Here is a 23,669-nt window from a genome sequence, read left to right on the forward strand (position 1 = left end):
GAACAACATGATTGCATTAGAAGAAGCAGTAATGGAAATCATCGTCAATGCCGGGCAGTCCCGCAGTCTGTGCTTTGAAGCGCTGCATGCCGCGCGCGCTGGCAATATTGACGAGGCAAAAAGCCTGCTTCGTGAGGCTGACGGTTACGCCCGTCAGGCTCATCACATGCAAACCAAATTGATCGAACAGGACGCCGGGGAAGCCCGGCAACCAATGACATTAATTATGGTGCATGCGCAGGACCACTTAATGACGTCGTTATTAGCCCGCGAACTGTCAGAAGAAATTATTCATCTGTATCAGCGTTAATCGTTAATTACACATTCAACAACGGAGAAAGCATTACGATTAAATAAAGCAGCCCTGTACCCGTTATTAAATAGACAAATCAACTTGTTTTGGTGATAGCAAATTAAACCGAGACGGGATGGTTATTATCTTAAAATAAATTAATGCACACGCTTATTCAGAATGCTCTACGCAAACTGAAGGGTAAAGTGTCGATGAGATAACCATGAACATGATAAAAAAACTTCCAGTCACGCTGGCGGTCGTCGCCGCGCTGTGCCCAATTTCTGTCCTCGCACAGGAATTCACACAAGAACAAATCGATGCCATCGTTGCCAAAGCCGTCGATAAAGCGCTGGCTGAGCGTCAGGCAAAAATGGACGCCGCCGTGGCGAAAAAAACCGATGTCATTAACGAGCCGCAAAGCGCGGCGCAATCGCCGGATATGGCTATTCCGTTCGGTGTGAAATTCAGCGGCTATGCGCGTTACGGCGCGCATTTCCAGAGCGGCGATCAGAAATACGTTGGCGTTGATGGCTCCTACAACGGTGCTTCCGCTATCGGTCGCCTGGGTAACGAAGGCAACGGCGGCGAGTTCCAGCTCTCAAAAGCGTTCAAAAGCGATAACGGCGCCATCTGGGACATCAACGTGATGATCGACCACTGGGGCGACGAAGTTAACCTGAAAAAAGCCTACGCGGGCGTCACCAACGTACTGGAATCCAATCCCAACGCCTATATCTGGGCAGGCCGCGACTTCCACCAGCGTCCGCAACAGGGTATCAACGACTACTTCTGGATGAACCACGACGGCCAGGGCGCCGGGGTGAAGAACTTCGACATCGGCGGCGTACAGTTTGATGTCGCCACCGTTGCCGCAGTTGAATCGTGCAGCCCGGAAGTGATGGAAGACGAAGCCAACCCATCGCGTATTACCTGTACCGGCGGTTCCGGTACCGGCGATAAAGGCAACTACGCTGTGACGTCAAAAATTCACAATATGAAAGTGGGCCCGCTGGATCTGGAGATCTACGCCAACTACGGTTTTGACTCCAAAGCCGTCGAGAGCGATGACCGCCTGAAAGCCTGGCAGGGCGCATTCGTGCTGAGCCACACCAACGACAGCGGCGTGAATAAAGTGATTGCCCGTTATTCTGATAACTCCGACAACAGCGTCTATAACAAAACCGACGACCTGACTACGGTTTACGCCAGCTTCGAGGGAAGTCATAAGTTTACCCGCCAGGCGCAGGTGGAATACCTGTTAGCATTCCATGATTACGACAACAGCACCGATAAGAGCGATAACCGTAAGAACTACGGCGCGATTGTGCGTCCAATGTACTTCTGGAACGACGTTCACTCCACCTGGCTGGAAGCGGGCTATCAGCGCGTAGATTACGACAACGGCGGGGATAACCACGGCTGGAAACTGACGCTGTCGCAGAACATGTCGATCGCCATGGGACCAGAGTTCCGCCCGATGCTGCGCTTCTACGTCACCGGCGGCAAGGTGGATAACGATCGCACCGCGCGGGTCAACGGCACGCAGGATGAAACGCTGGACGACTTTAACCTTGGTGCCATGTGGGAAGCATGGTTCTGATTAGTGAGTCGTGAAGTGCCGGATACGGCGAGAACGCCTTATCCGGCGAACAACACCGAGATTATTGCATACCTTTTATGCGAACTTTCGCTGCCACCAAAAGCGCCGTCAGCAGCATCAGGCTGCCGGAAAGCATCAGGGGCGACAGCAGTCCGAGGGTATCGAGCGCATAGCCTCCCACCGCTGCCCCGCAGGTATTGGCAAGCTGGATCACGGCGACCTGGACGGATCCGGCTTTTTCTGCCTGATCGGCAAGCGAACGGGTGATCCACGTCGACCAGCCGACCGGTACCAGCGCAAACAACAGCCCCCAAATAATCGCAATACCCGCCGCGACCACTTTGTCGCTGCCCCACAGGATCAGGACCAGCGCACTGAGCGCCAGCACCAGTGGCGCACCGGCTAACGCCAGTTTGACCGAACGCTTCAAAATCATCGACGAGAACGACGTACCAACAAAACTGGCAATACCGAAGCTCAGCAGCACCAGCGTCAGGCCATCAACGTCAAAGCCCGCCAGATTCATATAGATCGGGCGAATATAGGTAAAGAAGGCGAACTGACCAGCAAAGGACATGAAGATGGCAATCATCCCGGCCATCACCCCAGGACGCTGCAACAGGCTGAACATGTTTTGTTTCTGATGCGAAGGTTCACCAGGCAGCGAAGGCAACGCTCTCACCACCCAAATCGTGCACAGCACGCCCATTACCGCCGCCGCATTAAACACGTTACGCCAGCCGATAATGCCGCCCAAAAAGCTCCCCAGCGGCGCGGCAATTACCAGCGCGATGGAGACCGCGCCAAAAATAACCGACAGCGCTTTCGGCACCGTACGTGCAGGAACCAGACGCATGGTCAGCGACGCCGACATCGCCCAGAAGCCGCCAAGCGCCAGACCGAGGCAGGCGCGGCCAACGAGCAGCAGCGAAAAAGAATTGGCAAAGGAAACCAGCAGACAGGAAAGCGTCAGTAGCACCGAAAACAGGATCACCACATAGCGACGATCGGTCGCCTGAATAATTTGCGTCACAAACAGGCTGGCGAACATGGCGACAAATGCCGTCACGGTCACCGATTGCCCGGCCACGCCTTCAGAAATCCCCAAATCCTGCGCCATCGGCGTTAACAGGCTAACGGGGAGAAATTCAACGGTTATCAGGCAGGCAACGCAGAACGCCACGGCAAATACCGCCGACCAGTTAGGTCGGGAATTTGCCTCAGCGCGGGATTTTTGTTCAACAGCTTCACTCATTTTGCTACCTGCGTGGGGTTATTGTAGAAAAGTTACGCAGTGTAACATTAAATTTGTGACGTATTTAACGTTTTGACAACTATTCACCGGAGATCGGCTGTGCCTTATCCGGCCCAGGACAGAGAGCCCTTTCTGGCTCAATTAAGCGTCACGCGCAGCCCGGGCCAGGCCGGTTATCCACTCCTGGTGACCGTTGATCATCGGATTGGGCAGCGTAAGTGCCAGTTCTTGTGCCGGAACGCCAATTTGTGATTCCTGGGTCAGAATACGTACGCGCCCGCCGGGTAAATCCTCAAAGAGCCAGGCGTGGATCACATCCAGACGTGTAGTGGCGTCGCCTTCCGCCCAGCCATGCCAGGCAACACGCGCGGCCTGGCCGTCAACCGGCGGCACATACTCAGTGATTTGCGCTTCGATGGGGAAACCAAAAGTCGTAAAACGAAAGCGGGCATCCATGCTTAACAATGGACCGGAACCGTCGTGAAAACGGATATCCGCTACGTTGCTGTAATACGTCGGCCAGCGCGTTGTATCATTAAGCTGTGCCCAGACGGCACGGGCGCTCAGTCCGGCAACGATAATTTCATTTGAAGCAAAGTTATCAGTCGTCCCCGGCAGATACGCTGCAGGCCAGATAATTGCACGTTGTTGAGTCGCTTGATTCATGATGTACCTCGTCGTGTGAGTTAACGAGGTACATCATGCTTTCGCGTAAGATATAAAGATAATGACGATTCAAAATAGTCGTCATCATAAATTTTGATATCAGTGCAGCCAGTGCACGCCATCCTCGGGCTGGAAAAAGGCGTTATAGCGCATCTGGAACGCATTAAGCTCCTGCATATCCGGCTCCATCTCGCGCAGAAAACCGAGCGCCAGACGCACCTGCGCGTCGGTAATCGGTGCAGCCAGCCGGGCTTTTTGCAGCCAGCGGTGCCATTGCAACAAGTTCTGCTCACTGCCGTCGACAATAACGATTTGCCAGATCAACAGCACCTGGGCAGCATTTTGTAGATGCGATTCATCAGGACGGTGGAGGTACTGTAAAAAAGCCTCACCCTGTACTTTTCCCATCTGATCGATCATCGATTCTACCGGCACGACATCAATGTTCAGCCGCTCGCTCAGACGGCGAATTGCCCGCCGCGACCCGGACGTTAGTACCCGAAATCCCACCACAAAAACAACCACCAGCGTGGCCAGCATTATCCAAATCATGCGCACATCCATTACCAGACAGGACGCCCATCATAGCGGCAAATTCACCTCTGTCGACGACTGAACGTGTCATAATGTGACTTATCGAACTCGCAGGCAGACATCATGAAATCTGATATCAGAACGCTCGATCTCAATCTGTTAAAAACGCTGGATGCCCTGCTGGATGAACGCAGCGTAACCCGGGCGGCGCAGCGGCTGTCGCTCACCCAGCCTGCGGTAAGCGGTATGCTCAACCGCCTGCGCGACTATTTTGACGATCCGCTGTTTAGTCGCACACCGCATGGCATTGTTCCGACGCTGCGTGCCCAACAGTTGGCCGCCCCGGTCAAACAAATCCTCAGCGATATCGATATCCTGCTTAAACCGACACAATTTGACCCGCTCACCGCAGCGCTCACCTTTACCGTCGCCGCTACGGATTACGCGCTCAAAGCGGTTATCGTGCCATTTATTGCCGCGCTTCGCATGCGCGCACCGGGCATTCGTGTACGAGTGATCCCGGTTGAGCCAGTGCTGCTCACCACACAGTTTGAGCAGGGGAAAATCGACCTGGCATTGCTGACGCCGGATTCCACGCCCGACAACCTGCACAGCCGGGCGTTATATGATGAAGAGTACGTTTGTCTCATGCGTCATGCGCATCCTGATGCGGGGGGACCGCTGACGCTCGATCGCTTCTGCGCGCTGGAGCATGTGCTGGTTTCTTTTGAGGGTGAAAGTTTCTGGGGCGTCACCGATGAGGCACTGGCAAGCGTCGGACGCCAACGGCAGATTGGTTTGTCAGTTAGCAGCTTCCTGGTATTGCCGGACATCCTCGCTATCAGCGATATGATTGCCGTTGTTCCTGCCCGTCTGGCGTATGACGACACCCGTATGCACGTTTTACCGCCCCCGCTGCCCATAACCGGTTTTACAAAAAGCATGGCCTGGCATGAACGCACGCATCGCGATGCCGCTCATCAGTGGCTGCGCAATCTGGTACATGAAACCAGCCAGTTGAGAGCATAAAAAAGCCCGCCATTAAGGCGGGCAAAAGTTACCAATGCACACTTAACTTAAGCTACTTTCAATTGTTGAATCTTTTTCTCGCGGCGAATTTTACGTTCTTCAAACACGGCCACGATGGCCATCAGGCAGATACAGCCAATGGCGGCGGTATCCAGCGCAGCAAAGGTGCCTGCCCAGCCGGTCAGCCCGAAAATCGGCGTGCCGTCGGCAATCATCCCCAGACCGAGCTTGGCGAAGCTGTCACCAATCAGATAAGCGAAAGTGCCTTTAATCCCATCGGCTGCGCCGATCGCTTTTTTCGGCACAAATCCGACTGCCGCAACGCCGATTAACAGCTGCGGGCCAAACACCAGGAAGCCCAGCGCAAACAGCGAAGCCAGATAAACGTACTGGTTGCTGGCGTGCTGATAAACGCCCAGGGTGGCGATAATCAACGCCAGCGCTACACAGGCCACCAGCGCACGACGACCGTTCGCCAGGTCAGAGAGCCAGCCCCACAGCAGCGTACCGACCAACGCGCCCACTTCGAACAGGGTAAAGCCCTGAATCGCCACTTCTTTGGAAAGCTTCAGCTCCTGGAAGGCGTAGACTGTGGACCACTGGTCGATACCGATACGCACTACGTACAGGAAGATGTTCGAGAAACATAACAGCCAGATCACTTTGTTTTTCAGCACGTACTCAACAAAGATCTGCCATTTGGTCATCTCGTTTTCTTCGGTTTCTTTGTCTTCTTCGCTGATCTCCTCACCGAACAGCTCTTCGGCTTTACCGAGGCCATAAGATTCCGGGGAGTCGCTGCCGTAGCGCAGGCCGATAAAGCCAACAATCAGAGCAATAATCGACGGGAAGATAAACATACCGATGACGTGACCGTCGAACAGATAGTTAGCGCCAAACAGCGCCACGCCCGCCGCACCCGCACCGCCGAGGTTGTGGGAGATATTCCACATGCCGAGGTAGGAACCCCGCTTGCGACGCGGCGTCCATTTAGTAATGGTGGAATAGCTACATGAGCCACCAGTACTCTGGAAGAAACCGCTCAGCGCGTAGAAAGCGATCATCAAAAACAGGCTGGTTGAACCCGCGCCCATGCTGGCGCTGAAGCCAAGCATACAGATGGCGGAGAGGATCAGCATAAACGGCAGGAACTGCTTGGTGTTTTTGCCGTCCGCGTAGTAGGAAACCAGCGTTTTACCCACGCCGTAGGTGATGGAGAAGCCCAGGCCAATCATCCCCAGCTGCGTCATGCTCAGCCCGTAGGTGGAGATCATGTCGTTCTGCGCGATGTTGAAGTTTTTGCGGATCAGGTACATGGTCAGGTAGCCGATAAAGACCACCAGATAGGACTGCATGAATGGTTTGAACCACATTTTGCGCCGCACATCGAGCGGCAGATCCAGGGTCGGCTTGCGCACCTGGTTTAGAAAGGCCAGCATTTGACACTCCCGAGCTAATTTTTATACCTGCGAATAGCAGGCATTGTAAAAATCAGCCGGAAGACGCGCCTGAGACAGCGTCCAGGTGAAACCGGGAAAATTTCTTAGTTTTGCTCCACTCGGGGCAAAAAGGTGAGGTACATCACGCTTCGTTGAGTTCGCGCGGAGCCTGGGCGTTTAAAAATGGCAGCAGCAGCAGCGCGGAAATTCCCGCCGCAATAGCGATCACCACAAAGAATCCGGTCCAGTGCCAGACCTCCATCACCTTCGCCAGCGGCCAGCCGGAGAGCGATGCCCCCAGATAAGCAAACAGCCCGACAAATCCGGTTGCCGCGCCCGCCGCCTCTTTGTGCGAACACTCCGCCGCCGCCATGCCGATCAGCATCTGCGGGCCGAAGACGAAGAATCCGGTGGTGAAGAAGCACGCGGCCTGCATCACATAGCTGGCGAACGGCATTAGCCACAGCGAGCCAACGGAGAGCAAAATTCCGGCGGCGAAAATCAGGTTCATTGGACCGCGGTTGCCGTTAAACAGCTTGTCCGAGCCCCAGCCCGCGACCAACGCGCCGATGAAGCCGCCCAGTTCGAACATGGTCACGGCGGTATTGGCAGTGACCAAATCAACGCCAAGTGTCTCCGACATATACAGATTGCCCCAGTCGTTAATCGCGGCACGGACCACGTACACCAGCACATAACACAGTGACAGCAGCCAGATATAAGGATTCAGTAGCACATAACGGGTGAGGATCTCTTTGCGGCTTAGCCCAGCGCCTTCCTGCTGTTGGGCAATTTCCAGTTCATCATGCCGCCAGTCGCCAATTGGCGGCAGACCAATCGCCTGCGGCCTGTCGCGCAGCCGCCAGCAGAGAAAAATCCCCACCACAATCGCCAGCAGACCGGCGATCATCATCCCGGCGCGCCAGCCGTAGTGCAGCGCTGTCGCCGCCATCACGATAGGGATCAGCGCCCCGCCGACGTTGTGCGCGGTGTTCCACAGCGCCCACCAGCCGCCGCGTTCAGTACGCGAATACCACGCGGTCAATAAACGCGCGCAGACCGGCGATCCCCAGCCCTGGAAAAAGGCGTTCAGCGCCCACAGCACCGCAAAGGCCCATAGCGAGGTGGAGAATCCAAACAGAATGTTTACCACGCCGGTGGCAATCAGTCCGATGCCCATAAAATAGCGAGCGTTAGATCGGTCGCTGACGATACCGGAAACAAACTTCGACAGGCCGTAGGTGATGTAAAACAGCGTCGCCAGCAGCCCAATGTCGCTGCGAGTCAGCACGCCGCTGGTGAGGATATCCGGTACGGCGGCATTGAAGCTTTTGCGTGTGAAATAGAACAGCGCGTAGCCGAGCCAGATGGTGGTCAGGATATGCCGCCGCCAGTAGCGGTAGAGGGCATCCACTTCACGCTTATCAGTAATGAGCGGCGCACTGGCCGGAGCTTTTAAAAACGAAAACATGACCGCGCCTTACACATATCGCTGGGGTAACGACACGCTGACCCGCGTGCCGTGCGTACAGGAAATCGAGAGCGTTCCGCCGAGGGCGCTAATCCGTTCACGCATCCCAGTGAGGCCAAATCCCTGTTGATTCGACCCTGGCGGCAGGCCGCTACCGTCGTCCTCAATCACCAGCATTAGCCGTTCATCCTGTTGCCAGCCCTGAAGCGTCACCGCGCTGGCGTTGGCGTGCTTAACGATATTGTTCAGCCCTTCCTGACAGACGCGAAACAGCGTCACCCGCTGGCTTTCGCTAAGTGCAGATTCATCAATTCGCCAGTCGAGATGGCTGACGATACCGCGACTTTCCAGCTCCATTTCGCGCATCAGTGAGCGGATGGCCTGCTCCAGCGTGAGATCGTCCAGCTGGCGCGGTCGCAGACGGCCTAACAGGCGACGCACCGAATCGTACACGCCGAGAGAAAGTTGTTCGATGTGCGCCCCGCTGCGCTTCACCCCTGCGTTTTCTGGCGCCAGCCGCTGAACAATACCCGCTTGGGTGCGAATGGCGGTGATGGTCTGGCCGATATCATCGTGCAGTTCGCGCGCCACATCCCGGCGCACGCTCTCTTCGGTTTCCAGCAGGCGTTCCGCCAGACGATGGTTGCGTGCTAATTCATTTTGCAGCGACTGGTTAAGTTCGCGCAGACGCTGAATACCCGCACCGAGCAGCAGCCCGGTCAGGCTTTGCACCAGCAGCGAGAGCAACAGATCGACGGGATGATCGTGCCAGGTCTGGCTGGCAATCAGCGCGATGGCGTTCATCAGCGTCGCAATCAGCGCCCCCTGCCAGCCGTAGTGCCAGGCCAGCGCAATGATCGGCAACGCGAGGCAAAACGGCGTGAAGCGCGAAAGCTCGGCGGGTAAACCGAGCTGTAGCCACAGGCTGACGCTAAACAGCAGCAGGTACCAGACCAGATGCCGCCCGCGCCAGTTCACCGGCTGCGACACCACCGCCGGGCCCAGCGGCAGCCAGGTCGTGCTGGTCAGATAGTGCCAGAACACCAGGCAGATCGGCGCCAGCGTTAATCCGCCGGTGAGCGTCAGCAGCAGCGCGTTCCACGCCTCTTCACCTTGCCCAAGCCAGGGCAGCGATTGCAGCAACGCCGCCGCCGTGAGCGCCGCGCCCTGCAACAACAGCGTGCGCCAGTCGCGCTGATGGCGGTATCGCGAAATCAACATCACCGGGAGTAACGTGAGGAAGCTGCCGATCATCAAAAGTGGTAAATGGGCCAGCGCCACTTCCTGCGCCAGCCAGAAAAGAAGCAGCCATTCCGCGCCCAGCAGCACCGGCCAGTAGCCGCGCGGACATTGCAGCATCAACCCCAGACGCAGGCCAAACGGAAACAGCAGTACCGCCAGCTCCGGGCGCTCAACCAGATGCAGGCTGATGCTCCACAAGCAAAACCACGCGGCGGAGAAGATAAAAAAGCAGGCAACAACGGTGATTAACCGGGAACAGAGCGTGTTCATTGCCAGCCGTCAAACATCCGGCGGGCCAGTTCGACGTCGTTGCTGACCCCCAGCTTTTCCATCAAGTTAGCGCGATGCACGTGCACCGTTTTCGGCGACAGACCCAGTTCAGCGGCAATCTCTTTGACCGCCATACCTTGCGCCAGTTTTTCCGCCACCTGACGTTCACGTTTGGTGAGAGGATCCTGACGACCGGCCGCCAGTTTGACGGCGATGTCCGGCGTCAGGTAACAGCCGCCGGTCGCTACGGTATGCACCGCCGCGATCAGCTCATCCGGGCTACAACGTTTAGAAAGGAAACCACGCGCGCCCGCGTTGAGCGCCTGCTCCACCAGCGCCGGGCTGTCGTGGACAGAAAGCATGATAATCGCCATTCCTTTTGGCAACTGGCTTAACAGTTCAAGACCAGAGATATCAGGCATCGAGATGTCGCAGATACACACCTGCACGCCGCGTCCCGGTAATCCCGCCAGCGCCTCACTGCCTGAGCCAAACTCAGCGACCACCTGCAAATCAGGTTCCAGCCCCAGCAGTTGGGCAAAGCCGGAGCGGACGATGAGGTGGTCGTCAATAAGGGCAACGGTAATCATGGGTTCATCCTGGCGCTAAGGCATGCCTGATGGCGCTACGCTTATCAGGCCTACGGGCGGGTGCCGTTGTAGGCCGGATAAGGCATTAATGCCGCCACCCAGCAAAAGCGCTTACCTTAACGATAAGTGCTTTGGTGTTCAAGCCTTGAGCGATCAGGCTATGCCAGTTGTGACTGTAAATGTCCGGGTGTGCTGCGGTTCTATTTCAATCAAGGTGCCATTGCGTTGTGCTGCCAGGAATCCTTCAGGTCGACAGGTTGCAGGCAAGGCGAATGCCGCAACCTGTTGATCGCCGTTGTAGAGGATCCAACGCGTCACATAATTCAGCTCCGTGCTGGAGAAACGCGTAACGAACGTGGTGCCATCAGGCGCGATCATGCTAAATTCTGGCTTATCAGTGTACCTGTCCAGTTGGTCAGCAAAGAAGACAATTTCCGGATCGTAAAAATGGGGTTCATTGAGCCGCGCCAGAGAAGCCTCGCCCTGTACAATCCGCTGATTAAACGCCAGCCACTGCTCAGTCGGCTTAACATGCGCGGGTATCGACTCACGCAGCTTCATGGCCTCATCCGGAATATTCTGGCTGAAGGTGGCTTCCGGTACGTAGGCATAGTTCATATGGCACATGTACTGCAACGGCATTGCCACTGAGGCGAGGTTGGTAACCGCCATCTGAATATCAAACAGCGCGCTCGCTTTGTGCATTACCACCGCAGGATGCGCCTGATAATGATGACCGAACCCCATCACATACTCATAGCGTCCCCCCACGCGCAAATTCTCACCCTCCAGCTCCAGCCAAGCTTCATCCATCGCGGCACAAGCCATTTCACCGTGCAAAGGATGTGAATCCTCTGGTGATGGGCAGCCATTTGCCAACAGACCTGAGTGGAAGGCAAAACAGCCGTAGGTCGCCACCACTTCCGCCGCCGGTTTCGGCTGACTGAACATGTTACGCATGGTCAGGTCATGGCCATCAAACTGAGCATCCCAGATCATCTGCCCCATCCAGGGCAGAATAACCAGATGTCCACGACTGTTTTCTACCTTCAGCCCTTCCACTCCGCTGGCGTAACGAAATGCGGTAACCGTGAAGTCGTTATTCTTCAGTAAGATTCGCGGATGCTCTGCAAAGAGTTCTCGCCACAGCGTTATACGTGTTGTCATGATCGCTCTCCTCAGGAAACTGTCGCTTCAGCCAGGTTGTTGCGCACTTTGCTTTCACGCCAGAAGTAGATGCCGACGTACACGAAGCACAGCATGGAAACCAGGAACGAAAGTTGCAATGAATGGAACATATCGGCCACATAGCCCTGAATCGCCGGAACCACCGCCGCGCCGACAATCGCCATGACAATGACGGCACCCGCCATTTCGGTATGCTCGTTATCCACGGTATCAAGCGTACCCGCATAGATTGTCGCCCAGCAGGGTCCAAACAGGACACTCACCAGCACTGCGACATACACAGCGCTGAAGCTTGGCGCCAGTGCAACATAGACGAGGAACAGCGCACCAATAATGGAATAGAGAATCAGCACTTTTTCCGGATTGAAGCGCGTCATCAAAATGTTGGCGATAAACTTGCCGATAAAGAAGCAGGCGAAGCTATAGACCATGAAGGTTGAGGCGTCTCGCTCGTTGATATCACCTAATTCCAGTGCCAGACGGATGGTGAATGACCACACCGCGACCTGCATCCCCACATAAAGAAATTGCGCCACAATTCCACGACGGAAACGGGCATTGCTGGCCAGATAACGCAGTGTATCCATCGCTGACGGGCGTTTATGACTCGTGGTTTGCGCGACTTTACAGGTCGGGAAGCGAGTCAGCAGGAATAACACCATCACCACAACCAGTACCATAATCATGTACTTGTATGGCTCAAGGGTATTTTCCAGCATCAACACTTTAAAGTTATGGATCTGCTCAGCGTTCATCCCGGCCATCTGTTTTTCCAGGCTTTCACCTTCAGAGAAGACCAGATATTTACCTAGCAGAATGCCAGCAGCCGCACCAATAGGATAAAAAGTCTGACTGATGTTCAGGCGTAAAGTGGCATACGCTTTTGGGCCGATCATTGAGCTGTAGGTGTTGGCTGCTGTTTCCAGGAAGCTCAGACCAATCGCAATCGCGAAAATCGCCGCAAGGAACATGGTGTAGGTGGCCATGTGCGATGCCGGGAAAAAGAGCGTACACCCAACGATATAAAGGGTCAGCCCCATTAATATGGCGACTTTATAACTGGTCTTTTTAATCACCAGAGATGCTGGAATCGCAATTAAAAAATAACCGCCATAAAAGGCACTCTGAACTAATGCCGAGGCAAAGTTGCTGAGTGAAAATACGCTTTTGAATTGCGTAATCAGAATATCATTTAATGCGGCTGCGCATCCCCATAACGGGAATAAACAGGATAACAAAATAAACTGGAACAGAGGGGTCTTATTCAAATAGCCGTCAGGCATCTGAATGATGTTTTTATCGTTCATAGTGCTACCTTTTACAGTGCAGGAGTATTATTCGTTTAAGGTAAGAAACTCATTAAATTGTTCGATGCTTGGATAAGATGATTGAGTGCCTTTCCCGGTAACGCTGAAAGCAGCGAAGAGAGCGGCTTTTTTCATGGCGGCTTCCACATCACCGCTTTGAACGTAATAGTGAGCAAAACAACCGATGAAAGCGTCGCCTGCGCCACTGGTATCGACAGCGTTCACTTTAAACGCTGGAACATGGACTTCCTGGTCACGCGTCATCCACAGCGCACCTTTCTCACCCATGGTGACGATAATATTGTTCAGACCTTTATCAACCAGAGAACGTGCCGCTGCGCGAATATGGTCATAAGTATCTACTGGCATACCGGTTAATATTTCCAGCTCGGTTTCATTCGGCACAAAAAAATCACATTTACAGGCATAAGACATATCTAATTCCCGTAATGCAGGGGCGGGATTTAGTAACACTTCAATACCGTGTTTTTTGCCAAATTCAATCGCGTGATAAACGGTTTCCAGCTGCACCTCCAGTTGCAGGACAATAAGCTGACATTTTTTCAGATCTTCCGCCGCACGATCGATATCTTCCGGGGAGAGAAATTTGTTCGCTCCTTTAATAATCAGAATACTGTTGCTGGAGTTCGCATTAACAAAGATCGGTGCGACACCGCTGCTGGTGCAGGGTACCTTTTCGACATAGGTAGTATTAATTCCCCAGGATTCGAGATTGCGAATAGTGTTATCCGCAAAAATATCATCACCGACTTTTGTCAGCATCAGCACTTTGGAATTGAGCTTAGCGGCCGCAACGGCCTGATTTGCGCCTTTGCCCCCGCAGCCAATTTTGAACGCCGGCGCTTCCAGCGTTTCCCCTTCTTTGGGCATCTGGTTGATGTAGGTGATGAGATCCACCATGTTGGAGCCAATAACCGCGATATCCATTTTACTACCTCTCAGAAACAATCACACAACAATGATATTAAAATAACATTATCATGTTACTTTCGTATCATTTGTGACTAGGATCGCGATTGGAAGATCATTTTATTGTTTATTTATTGCACTAAACGTTACACCCACATCACAATACAAATGATGAAGTTGCTTACAATTGACTGAAAATTAACTGGATATAATCAATAAAACGTGAAAAAACACGCTTTTATTTCCGGATAGTCAGACGTATAGTAATGTGGCAATGTCATGTTCTCAGAAACACAAAAATGTTACTGAAGGAACATGGGAACATGATTCGTGGAGAAGCACATGGAAACTAAGCAAAAAGAACGTATTCGACGTCTGATGGAATTGTTGAAGAAGACCGACCGAATCCATCTGAAAGAGGCGGCACGAATGCTGGAAGTTTCCGTGATGACTATTCGTCGGGATCTCAGTCAGGATGACGAACCGTTACCACTCACGCTGCTCGGTGGTTACATTGTGATGGTGAACAAACCTGCTGCCATCGTTAACGCGCCACTCCCCGCGCAAAAACAGTATCACCGCGACGATTTACCGGTTGCCATTCTGGCTGCGGGACTGGTGAGTGAAAATGATCTGGTCTTTTTTGATAATGGTGCGGAAATGCCGTTGGTGGTCAGCATGATCCCGGACGATATTTCCTTTACCGGGATTTGCTACTCGCACCGGGTGTTCGTAGCGCTAAATGAAAAGCCCAACGCCACAGCGATTCTTTGCGGGGGGACCTACCGGGCGAAAAGTGACGCCTTTTACGACACCAGCAATCCCTCCCCGCTGGATGCACTCAACCCACGGAAAGTCTTTATCTCCGCCAGCGGAGTCCATGAGCATTTCGGCGTTAGCTGGTTCAATCCGGACGATCTGGCCACAAAACGCAAAGCGATGGAACGCGGATTACGCAAAATTCTGCTGACGCGGCACGCCCTGTTCGATGAGGTCGCCCCCGCCAGCATTGGTCCACTCTCCACCTTTGACGTACTGATAAGCGACCGTCCGTTACCGGCAGATTACGCAACCCACTGCCGGAACGGCTCTGTCAAAGTGATCACCCCAGATTCAGACGGCGACTAACTCACTCAAAGAACACGGTAATTTTGTTAAACATCGACGGATCGGACTGGTTGCGGGCCACTTTCACCACATCTTCCAGCTTGTCGATCTGGCTTATCATCTGCTCAAGACGTTGATCGTCGTTGACCAGTAGCCAGATGCGGCTCTTATCGCTGTCCTGAATCGGTAGACAGAGAATGCCTTCTACGTTGAACGCGCGGCGGGCGAACAGCCCGCAAACGTGAGTCATTACGCCCGGATGGTTGCGTACGGTGAGTTCCAGGATTACGTTGTCATGTGTCTGCTGTTGCATGGCTTATTCCCCCACCATTTCTGTGTTTGCCGCACCCGGCGGCACCATCGGGTACACTTTCTGTTCGGCATCGATGCGCACGTGGATCAGCGCAGGCCCAGGGCGATTAATAATCTCCTGCAACGCTGCCTGTGGGTCCGCTTCGTTATTCAGATCGCAGGTTTCGAGACCAAACCCGGCGGCTATCTGCATAAAGTTAATCATCCCCGGATAGGTCGCGGCAAAAACACCCTGCTTATAGAACAGACTCTGCTGCTGATACACCAGACCCAACGCTTCGTTATTCATCAGGATGATTTTAATATCCAGCTGATTTTCGCTGGCTGTCGCCATTTCCTGAATATTCATCATCAGGCTGCCGTCGCCGGAGAAGCACAGCACTTTCTTGTCTGGATTGGCCAGCGCCGCGCCAATTGCCGCTGGCAGGCCAAAGCCCATAGTTCCCAGACCGCCGGAGGTCAGCCACTGACGCGGACGGTTCAGCGGATAAGCCTGTGCCGCCCACATCTGATGCTGGCCTACGTCGGTGGTGATAATGGCGCTATCGTCTACGCAGGCAGCCACGGCGTTGATCAATCCATAGTGGCTGAGCGGGTCGCTTTCCTGCGGAATAGTGCAAGGGAATTCACGTTGTAAATCGGCCACCGTCTGATGCCACGACTCTCGCGGCTGCGCGTCAATTAATGGGATCAATTGTGCCAGAACCTCATCGACATCCGCCTGAATCGCCACGTGCGGTTGTTTGATTTTACCCAGCTCCGCGCGGTCGATATCCACGTGAATGATTTTGGCGTTCGGGCAGAACTGCTCCGTTTTACCAATCGCCCGGTCATCAAAACGTGCGCCCAGAACAATCAATAAATCCGCTTCTTGCAGAATAAAGTTAGTGCTACGCGCGCCGTGCATGCCCAGCATGCCTAACGACAGCGGATGCGCTTTCGGCAACATACCGAGCGCCATTAAGGTCATAGTGGTGGGCAGCATCGCTTTTTCCGCCAGTTCACGTACGCGCTCAGGTGCGTTAATCACGCCGCCGCCGAGGTACAGCACCGGACGCTGTGCGGCGTTAATCATGGCTGCGGCATCGCGAATGCTGTCCTGGCTGAACGCTGGTGCCTCCATTTTCTGTGCAGGCTCCGGCATCTCTTCAATGTCAAAAACGGCGGTTTGAATATCCTTAGGAATGTCTATCCACACCGGGCCTGGACGTCCGGACTGCGCAATGCGGAACGCATCGCTCATGACCTGCGGTAATTCACTGATATGGCGTACCAGATAGTTGTGCTTAGTGATGGGGATAGAGATGCCGTAGGTGTCGACTTCCTGGAAGGCGTCGGTGCCGATCATTGAAGCCGGAACCTGCCCGGTGATACACACCAGCGGGATGGAATCCAGACGCGCATCGGCAATGGCGGTCACCAGATTGGTTGCGCCCGGTCCGCTGCAGGCCATACAAACGGCGGGTTTGCCATCGGTTCTCGCCATTCCCTGCGCGATAAACCCTGCTCCTTGCTCGTGGCGCGCCAGGATATGACGGATTTGCGTGCTTTGACTTAAGGCGTCATAGACGGGAAGAATCGATCCGCCGGGAATACCGGTAACAACCTGAATCCCCTGGCGTTCCAGGAAATGAACGATGAATTCTGCGCCCGTAAAACGCGTACGCTTGGATGTTATGCCCGAACTTGCCATGCTCCAGTCCTTTTATTCTGGGCCTTTGCTCCGGGCAGGTCTCTGAAACGAAAAACCCCGCCCGGTTTGCGCCGGCGGGGTTTTGGAATCGTGTGTTGATTCGGACCCTACGGCGCATTGCCGACGACCACCACCACACGCACGACGACCGCTGCGCGAGATGGCGCAGTTTTTAGTAGGGTCGCAGTCAGCATGGAAGGGTTCATTAGGGACCTGTCTGTTTGTTGATTAACTGGATTTATACAAACACAGGTTTTTCAGCGTGACAATGGAAAAATTTTCATCTGCATAAAAATGCGTCAACGATCACATTTCGTTGTGCATTGCTGAAAAACAAAAAACCCCGCCGGAGCGAGGTTTTTTTTCAGTGCTGTGCGGTTGGTAGCCGCCGAACACACTGTGTTATGTCAACGAAAAAAGTATACGCGTTCTGCGAAGAACACGCAATTTCGGCACGAATTTTGATGGTTTCGAGTATGGAACATGAATAGCGTAACGTCCATAAAATACTGTTAATTTATACAGTATTTATCTATAATGTCTCGGTACGCAATGTGTTATGCGGGGGCCGCATCGTAAACCGGCGCATCAAAGTCCTGGCTGAAACGGGTGGTGCCGTCAGCGCCTTAACCCCCGTGTGAGCACACTGTGTTATGTCAACAAAGGTGCTGGCAACAGGCAGCGGCGAGGTACGTCAGCACCGTGCTCCTTGTACCAAAAGGAGAGCGTATGAGCCTCGTGGATATCGCTATTCTTATCCTCAAACTCATTGTTGCAGCACTGCAACTACTTGATGCCGTTCTGAAATACGTTAAGTAATTCGGATTCAAGTCGCACCTAAGGGGGGCGGGTAACACTCCGCTCCCCTTTCACCTTCTCCCTGGTGCTTGTGTCGCGCCAATATGTTACGTTTTTATGACATTCTCAGGGAAGAATTCCACCATGACGCTTTCTGTTTTCTGCATTTTGCTGTTCGCCGCGCTGCTGCATGCCAGCTGGAATGCCATTGTTAAAGCTGGAAACGATAAACTGTACTCAGCGATCGGTGTCAGCGGTTCTGCCGCAATTATGGCATTGATTTTCTTACCCTTTGCGCCGCAACCTTCCGCCGCCAGCCTGCCGTTTTTAGCCGTCTCAACTGCGTTGCAAATTGTATATACCGTCCTGGTCGCCAAAACCTATCAGGTTTCGGATATGAGCCAGACCTATCCGTTAATGCGCGGCACAGCGCCGCTGCTGGTCGCAATTATCAGCGTCCTGTTTCTTGGCGATAGCCTCTCTGTTCTAGCCTGGGTGGGGATTGCCACGATCTGTCTGGCGATCCTCGGCATGGCGTTTAACGGACGCAGCAGCTCGCAACGCGGGATCGTGCTGGCGCTCATTAACGCCTGCTTTATCGCCGGATATACGCTGGTTGATGGCACCGGCGTACGTTTATCAGAAACCGCGCTGGGTTATACGCTGTGGACCTTCTTTCTGAACGGCTCCTGCCTGCTGGGCTGGGCGATGATTGCCCGACGCCGGGAAGCGTCGCGCTATCTGGTACAGCAGTGGAAGAAAGGTATTCTTGGCGGGATTGGCACAATGGGTTCTTACGGTCTGGCGCTGTGGGCCATGACTCAGGCTCCGTTGGCGGTAGTCGCTGCGCTGCGTGAAACTTCCATCCTGTTTGGCGCGCTGCTCGCGTGGCTGCTACTGAAAGAGAAGGTTGCCGGAATACGTCTCGTTGCGGCTGGAGGCATTGCCATAGGCGCAGTTTTGCTACGCTTATCATGACCTCTGTAAACCCGATGCAATCCGGCAACATTTGTTGCCGCTTTTTGTTTACATTTCCTGCCGTCCATCGTTTAAACATTCCAGCCCACTATCTGGCCTTCTTTTTCTGTTGTGGTAGATTCCACGCGCATTTACGGGAAAGTGCAGCACCTTATTCTTATTTTTTCACTTTTTGAAAAGTAATCAGCGAAATGAAAAGGCATAGAAGCGTCAATTTGTTGTTGATGTTGGTATTACTGGTGGCGGTAGGTCAGATGGCGCAAACCATTTATATCCCCGCGATTGCTGATATGGCGCGTGAACTGAACGTTCGCGAAGGGGCGGTGCAAAGCGTGATGGCCGCCTATCTGTTGACCTACGGCCTGTCACAACTGATTTACGGCCCACTTTCCGATCGCGTTGGCCGCCGCCCGGTGATCCTCGCCGGGATGTCCATTTTTATGCTGGCTACGCTGGTCGCCATAACCACCCACAGCCTGACGGTATTGATTATCGCCAGCGCAATACAGGGGATGGGAACAGGCGTCGGCGGCGTGATGGCGCGAACGTTACCGCGCGATTTGTATGAAGGCACGCAGTTACGCCATGCGAACAGCCTGTTAAACATGGGGATTCTGGTTAGCCCACTGCTGGCACCATTGATTGGCGGTATGCTGGATACCCTGTGGAACTGGCGCGCCTGTTACATCTTCCTGCTGGTGCTGTGTGCAGGCGTCACGTTTAGCATGGCGCGCTGGATGCCGGAAACGCGCCCCGCAGGTGCGCCGCGTCCACTGCTTATCGCCAGCTACAAAACGCTGTTTGGCAACAGCTCTTTCACCTGTTACGTGCTGATGCTGATCGGCGGCCTGGCGGGCGTTGCGGTCTTCGAAGCCTGTTCCGGGGTGTTGTTAGGCGCGCGTCTCGGCTTAAGCAGCATGGTGGTCAGTATCCTGTTTATTCTGCCCATTCCGGCGGCGTTTTTTGGTGCCTGGTTCGCCGGTCGCCCGAATAAGCGTTTCTCGACGCTAATGTGGCAGTCAGTTATCTGCTGTCTGGTCGCCGGTTTGATGATGTGGATCCCTGGTCTGTTCGACGTGATGAACGTCTGGACGCTGCTGGTTCCCGCCGCACTGTTTTTCTTCGGCGCCGGGATGCTGTTTCCGCTGGCAACCAGCGGCGCAATGGAGCCTTTCCCGTTCCTGGCCGGTACTGCTGGTGCGCTGGTTGGTGGATTACAGAACATTGGTTCCGGCGTGCTGGCGTGGTTCTCTGCCATGCTGCCGCAGACCGGGCAAGCCAGTCTGGGCCTGCTGATGACCCTTATGGGGCTGTTGATTTTTGTTTGCTGGCTTCCGCTGGCGTCACGCGTGTCGCATCAGGGACAGGCGGTTTAAGCGTATGATGGCCCGGCTTCTCGCCGGGCTTTTCACACTCAGGGGCAATCATGGTATTCAACAACGGCTCCAGCGCCGGTCTCCATGCCCCTTCCTCACCATCATAGAACTGCGTATCCGCATTGATAGCATAGGGAATTTTCGCTTTCTTCAGCTCGCAAGCCATAAAGCGGGCAAACGCCATTTGCGAGGCAGAAGGCGCATTCCTGATGGTTTCTCCCGGCGACCAGCCTCCTACCCAACTAACATGACCGGTTTTCTGCTGCCAGTGAATGGCGGTATTGATACGGGCGCGAATGGCGGCCTTTTCTGCCGCTGTCCCTGAGGTCCACGGGTATTTACCGTTATTTTTCAGCGGCCCCCACGGGAAAATATGCCATTGGGCCAGCACGGTATTCTGACTTTGCGGCGGCAACTTTAGGTTGGGCAAATCTTCAGGAGCGGCATGCAGTTTCGGCGCGATAAATATCATTCGCTGTGGATCGATGGCATGGATGGTACGGATGGTTTTGTCATACACCCTATTGAGCGACGCCTGATTATGGTTGAGCTTATCGGCAGGTTCATAAATCAGGTCGAAACCCAGCAACGGCGAGCTTTGGCCAAAGTAATGCGCCACCGCCACCCACCAGTTAACCACCTCTTTTTCGTTACTGGCACTGGGGTCTTTTTTATACTCGTCAGCCTGATAGGCGATTATCGGGATCACGCCATACTGCTCGCAGGCTTCCACCAGCTTGCGCAGATGAATGAGCCGCGCCTCCGTAGGCTCACCCGCCACGCGAATGCGCACGTGGGTCAACCCTTTCGCCTTATAATCCCGCACCACCAGCGGATCGAATTCACGGATGCCCCGATCGGTACGCGCCCAATCTACGTTCATCCCAACCCCAAGCTGCTGCACATACTGCGCCGCCGTCAACACAGGTTGCGCGGCACACACGGTGGCGCTGGCCAACAGTAAAAGGGAAACAATCGGCTTTAACACGGTCGTCCTTACGCAAATCATCAGGAGTGATATCACGTATTTAGCACGCTTTTTCACTTTCCGTGTAGAGCGAAAGCGTAAAAAATATTCGCGACCCGCTTATTTAACCTGCTCCTGTAGCCAGCCAATAAACGCCTCGATTTTCGGCCACTGCCTGCCGGGCAGCGTGGTGATGTAGTAATGCTGATGACATTTCAGCGCCATATCGCCAAAAGGCGCAATCAATTCTCCGCTGTCGAGGCGTTTTTGCACCAGCCGTTTTCGGCCCATCGCTACGCCGATATGGTTCATTGCCGCAATCACTGCTAAATCAGAACGATCAAAACCAATCCCCGACGATGTCGGCAAATTCGCCGCAAAATTCTGCGCCCAACTGTGCCACTCATCGGTCCCGGAATCGTTACTCCACGCCTGTCTGTCGTGCAGCAACGTACAGTGCGGCAAATTCACCAGCGAACCGGTAAGGTCATGGCGGCGGGCGTAGTCCGGGCTGCACACCGGCAGGATCTCTTCATCCATCAGGAAGTGATGCGTGAGTTGCGCGGAGGGTGCATCGTCAAAATAGATGGCGAGATCGATACCCGCACGCTGTAGATTGACGTTGTCGTTCCCGGTCAACATGGTTAGCGAAATTGACGGGTAGCGACGGGTAAAGTCGCCGAGCGCCGGAACCAGCCAGCACTGGGCGATAGAAGGCCGTGAGTAGACGGTGAGCGTCCCCGAGAGCTCCTGATTCTTAATATCAAGAATCTCCTGGTTGAGCGTGTCCAGTGACGACTTCAGCGCCCAAAATACCCGTTTGCCCTCATGAGTGAGTTCCACTTTGCGATGAGAACGAACAAATAATTGGATGCCAAGCTCATCTTCAAGCTGATTTATGCGATGGCTGACGGCGCTGGGGCTCAATGACAGCTCGTCTGCCGCCAGCGCAAACGACTGATGCCGGGCCGCCACTTCAAAAGTATACAGCTTTGACAGCTGCCAGCCGTTGAGCAGCCGGTTTCTGACTTCGCGTAGGGGATCCATTCTCACCTCCTTTCCTTCTGATTCATGCGCTGGAGTGTAAAAAAGTTCGCTGCAAAAATCAGCTCAAAGGTGAACCAGAGTGAACCATATCGCATAAACAAAGCACAATTAGACATAAATCACGCATTTGATGCAATCTGGCTCATGTGAATGGGGATTTATATCGTTTGTCAGACCATGCCTTATTTTTGTCCAATAACCCTATATTAATCACAGGGCAAGGTGAGTTATGCACTCTCAAATCTGGGTTGTGAGCACGCTGCTGATAAGCATCGTGTTAATCGTTTTGACCATCGTGAAGTTCAAATTCCACCCGTTTCTGGCGCTACTGTTAGCCAGCTTCTTCGTGGGTACGATGATGGGCATGGGGCCGTTGGATATGGTCAATGCCATTGAGAGTGGCATCGGCGGTACGCTGGGCTTCCTCGCCGCGGTTATCGGCCTTGGGACCATTCTGGGCAAAATGATGGAAGTGTCCGGCGCAGCCGAACGCATTGGCCTGACGCTGCAGCGCTGCCGCTGGCTATCCGCCGACGTCATTATGGTTCTGGTTGGACTGATTTGCGGGATCACGCTGTTTGTTGAAGTCGGCGTGGTGCTGTTGATTCCACTGGCCTTTTCAATTGCCAAGAAAACCAATACTTCATTACTGAAGCTGGCGATTCCGCTGTGTACGGCGCTGATGGCGGTGCACTGCGTGGTACCACCGCATCCGGCTGCCCTGTTCGTGGCGAACAAGCTGGGCGCAGACATTGGCACCGTGATTGTCTACGGCTTACTGGTCGGCTTGATGGCCTCGCTGATAGGCGGTCCTCTGTACCTGAAATTCCTGGGTAACCGTCTGCCGTTTAAACCGGTTCCGGCTGAGTTTTCTGACCTTAAAGTGCGTGACGAAAGTACGCTGCCGTCGCTGGGTGCTACGCTGTTTACCGTTCTGCTGCCGATTGGCCTGATGCTGGTAAAAACCGTCGCTGAGCTGAACATGGCGAAAGGCAGCACGGTATATACGCTGCTGGAGTTTATTGGTAACCCGATCACCGCGATGTTTATTGCCGTTTTCGTTGCCTATTACATTCTCGGCCTGCGTCAGCACATCGGTATGGGTACGTTGCTGACCCACACTGAAAACGGTTTTGGCTCCATAGCTAACATTCTGTTGATTATCGGCGCAGGCGGCGCATTCAACGCTATCCTCAAGAGCAGTGGGCTGGCGGATACTCTTGCGCTGATCCTCTCGAACATGCATATGCACCCGATTCTGCTGGCGTGGCTGGTGGCGTTAATCCTGCATGCTGCGGTGGGTTCCGCCACGGTGGCAATGATGGGCGCCACGGCAATCGTTGCACCGATGCTGCCGCTCTATCCCAACGTCAGCCCGGAGATCATCGCCATTGCTATCGGTTCCGGCGCTATTGGCTGCACGATCGTTACCGATTCCCTCTTCTGGCTGGTGAAGCAATACTGCGGTGCCACCCTGAATGAAACGTTTAAATACTATACGACCGCGACATTTATCGCGTCCGTGATTGCACTGGCTTGCACATTCCTGCTTTCCTTTATTATCTAAGCGCAAAG

At 54.1% G+C, this 23,669-nt stretch carries 23 protein-coding genes; 8 read left to right on the forward strand and 15 right to left on the reverse strand.

Annotated features, from left to right (window positions below):
- Positions 1-7: 7 nt before the first annotated feature.
- Both OGY10_RS23270 and OGY10_RS23275 read left to right on the forward strand, forming a co-directional pair.
- Positions 8-310, forward strand: coding sequence for a PTS lactose/cellobiose transporter subunit IIA (locus tag OGY10_RS23270; RefSeq protein ID WP_008786514.1), 303 nt, complete (start codon positions 8-10; stop codon positions 308-310).
- A gap of 205 nt (positions 311-515) precedes the next feature.
- Entirely contained in the window at positions 516-1,895 is a 1,380-nt protein-coding gene (locus OGY10_RS23275; protein WP_008786515.1) for a carbohydrate porin, read from the forward strand.
- Between the two features lie 61 nt (positions 1,896-1,956).
- Here the strand turns inward: OGY10_RS23275 and nepI are convergent, their stop codons facing one another.
- From nepI to OGY10_RS23290, 3 genes are all read right to left on the reverse strand, one after another.
- Positions 1,957-3,150: a purine ribonucleoside efflux pump NepI gene (nepI, locus tag OGY10_RS23280; RefSeq protein WP_008786516.1), complete on the reverse strand. Its 1,194-nt coding sequence runs from the start codon at positions 3,148-3,150 to the stop codon at positions 1,957-1,959.
- 141 nt (positions 3,151-3,291) lie between these two features.
- Positions 3,292-3,816 carry an SRPBCC domain-containing protein gene (locus OGY10_RS23285; RefSeq protein WP_071444550.1) on the reverse strand — a complete coding sequence of 175 codons (525 nt, stop codon included), beginning with the start codon at positions 3,814-3,816 and terminating at the stop codon, positions 3,292-3,294.
- Between the two features lie 99 nt (positions 3,817-3,915).
- Positions 3,916-4,368 (reverse strand): DUF1198 family protein, encoded by a 453-nt coding sequence (locus OGY10_RS23290; protein ID WP_003827141.1) that lies wholly within the window; start codon positions 4,366-4,368, stop codon positions 3,916-3,918.
- 105 nt (positions 4,369-4,473) lie between these two features.
- Here OGY10_RS23290 and OGY10_RS23295 point away from each other — a divergent pair, with 105 nt between their 5' ends.
- Entirely contained in the window at positions 4,474-5,379 is a 906-nt protein-coding gene (locus OGY10_RS23295) for a LysR family transcriptional regulator (RefSeq protein WP_286577503.1), read from the forward strand.
- A gap of 47 nt (positions 5,380-5,426) precedes the next feature.
- Here the strand turns inward: OGY10_RS23295 and uhpT are convergent, their stop codons facing one another.
- From uhpT to rbsK, 7 genes are all read right to left on the reverse strand, one after another.
- Complete coding sequence (uhpT, locus tag OGY10_RS23300; protein ID WP_003023929.1) at positions 5,427-6,818, reverse strand: hexose-6-phosphate:phosphate antiporter UhpT; 1,392 nt, start codon at positions 6,816-6,818, stop codon at positions 5,427-5,429.
- 142 nt (positions 6,819-6,960) lie between these two features.
- The gene (locus tag OGY10_RS23305; RefSeq protein ID WP_008786521.1) at positions 6,961-8,289 is read right to left on the reverse strand and encodes an MFS transporter; all 1,329 of its coding nucleotides are present in this window, start codon (positions 8,287-8,289) and stop codon (positions 6,961-6,963) included.
- Between the two features lie 9 nt (positions 8,290-8,298).
- Positions 8,299-9,801, reverse strand: a complete 1,503-nt coding sequence (uhpB, locus tag OGY10_RS23310) for a signal transduction histidine-protein kinase/phosphatase UhpB (protein ID WP_286577506.1) — start codon at positions 9,799-9,801, stop codon at positions 8,299-8,301.
- Positions 9,798-10,391, reverse strand: coding sequence for a response regulator transcription factor UhpA (gene uhpA / locus OGY10_RS23315; protein WP_003023923.1), 594 nt, complete (start codon positions 10,389-10,391; stop codon positions 9,798-9,800). Before uhpA ends, uhpB begins: the two co-directional genes overlap by 4 nt.
- 153 nt (positions 10,392-10,544) lie before the next feature.
- Entirely contained in the window at positions 10,545-11,558 is a 1,014-nt protein-coding gene (locus OGY10_RS23320; protein ID WP_032945437.1) for an aldose 1-epimerase family protein, read from the reverse strand.
- Between the two features lie 11 nt (positions 11,559-11,569).
- Positions 11,570-12,886, reverse strand: a complete 1,317-nt coding sequence (fucP, locus tag OGY10_RS23325; protein ID WP_003827126.1) for an L-fucose:H+ symporter permease — start codon at positions 12,884-12,886, stop codon at positions 11,570-11,572.
- A gap of 27 nt (positions 12,887-12,913) precedes the next feature.
- Complete coding sequence (gene rbsK / locus OGY10_RS23330) at positions 12,914-13,834, reverse strand: ribokinase (protein WP_003827124.1); 921 nt, start codon at positions 13,832-13,834, stop codon at positions 12,914-12,916.
- A 324-nt stretch (positions 13,835-14,158) separates the two neighbouring features.
- Here rbsK and OGY10_RS23335 point away from each other — a divergent pair, with 324 nt between their 5' ends.
- Positions 14,159-14,944, forward strand: coding sequence for a DeoR family transcriptional regulator (locus OGY10_RS23335; protein ID WP_003827122.1), 786 nt, complete (start codon positions 14,159-14,161; stop codon positions 14,942-14,944).
- Between the two features lies 1 nt (position 14,945).
- Here OGY10_RS23335 and ilvN read toward each other — a convergent pair whose 3' ends face one another.
- The 3 genes from ilvN to ivbL all read right to left on the reverse strand — a co-directional run bounded on the left by ilvN (position 14,946) and on the right by ivbL (position 17,134).
- The gene (gene ilvN / locus OGY10_RS23340; protein WP_003023914.1) at positions 14,946-15,236 is read right to left on the reverse strand and encodes an acetolactate synthase small subunit; all 291 of its coding nucleotides are present in this window, start codon (positions 15,234-15,236) and stop codon (positions 14,946-14,948) included.
- A 3-nt stretch (positions 15,237-15,239) separates the two neighbouring features.
- Entirely contained in the window at positions 15,240-16,928 is a 1,689-nt protein-coding gene (gene ilvB, locus OGY10_RS23345) for an acetolactate synthase large subunit (RefSeq protein WP_032945438.1), read from the reverse strand.
- Positions 16,929-17,035: 107 nt separating this feature from the next.
- A complete protein-coding gene (gene ivbL / locus OGY10_RS23350; RefSeq protein WP_003827118.1) occupies positions 17,036-17,134 on the reverse strand; it encodes an ilvB operon leader peptide IvbL in 99 nt (32 codons plus the stop codon).
- Positions 17,135-17,657: 523 nt separating this feature from the next.
- On the opposite strand from ivbL, the gene tisB reads away from it, so the two are divergent.
- From tisB to emrD, 3 genes are all read left to right on the forward strand, one after another.
- Entirely contained in the window at positions 17,658-17,747 is a 90-nt protein-coding gene (gene tisB / locus OGY10_RS23355) for a type I toxin-antitoxin system toxin TisB (RefSeq protein WP_003023909.1), read from the forward strand.
- A 123-nt stretch (positions 17,748-17,870) separates the two neighbouring features.
- A complete protein-coding gene (locus OGY10_RS23360) occupies positions 17,871-18,704 on the forward strand; it encodes an EamA family transporter (protein WP_079934375.1) in 834 nt (277 codons plus the stop codon).
- A gap of 191 nt (positions 18,705-18,895) precedes the next feature.
- Positions 18,896-20,080, forward strand: a complete 1,185-nt coding sequence (gene emrD, locus OGY10_RS23365; protein WP_008786527.1) for a multidrug efflux MFS transporter EmrD — start codon at positions 18,896-18,898, stop codon at positions 20,078-20,080.
- Here emrD and OGY10_RS23370 read toward each other — a convergent pair.
- Together OGY10_RS23370 and dsdC are read right to left on the reverse strand one after the other, a co-directional pair.
- Positions 20,007-21,089, reverse strand: coding sequence for a cellulase family glycosylhydrolase (locus OGY10_RS23370; RefSeq protein ID WP_032941555.1), 1,083 nt, complete (start codon positions 21,087-21,089; stop codon positions 20,007-20,009). The genes emrD and OGY10_RS23370 overlap by 74 nt on opposite strands.
- A gap of 78 nt (positions 21,090-21,167) precedes the next feature.
- On the reverse strand, positions 21,168-22,094 hold the full coding sequence (dsdC, locus tag OGY10_RS23375; RefSeq protein WP_057067116.1) for a DNA-binding transcriptional regulator DsdC: 927 nt from the start codon (positions 22,092-22,094) through the stop codon (positions 21,168-21,170).
- 229 nt (positions 22,095-22,323) lie between these two features.
- Between dsdC and dsdX the strand changes: the two genes are divergently transcribed.
- Positions 22,324-23,661, forward strand: a complete 1,338-nt coding sequence (gene dsdX, locus OGY10_RS23380; protein ID WP_003827107.1) for a D-serine transporter DsdX — start codon at positions 22,324-22,326, stop codon at positions 23,659-23,661.
- Positions 23,662-23,669 lie beyond the last annotated feature (8 nt).

Source organism: Citrobacter sp. Cpo148 (genome assembly GCF_030332375.1).
Taxonomy (GTDB): Bacteria; Pseudomonadota; Gammaproteobacteria; order Enterobacterales; family Enterobacteriaceae; genus Citrobacter; species Citrobacter portucalensis.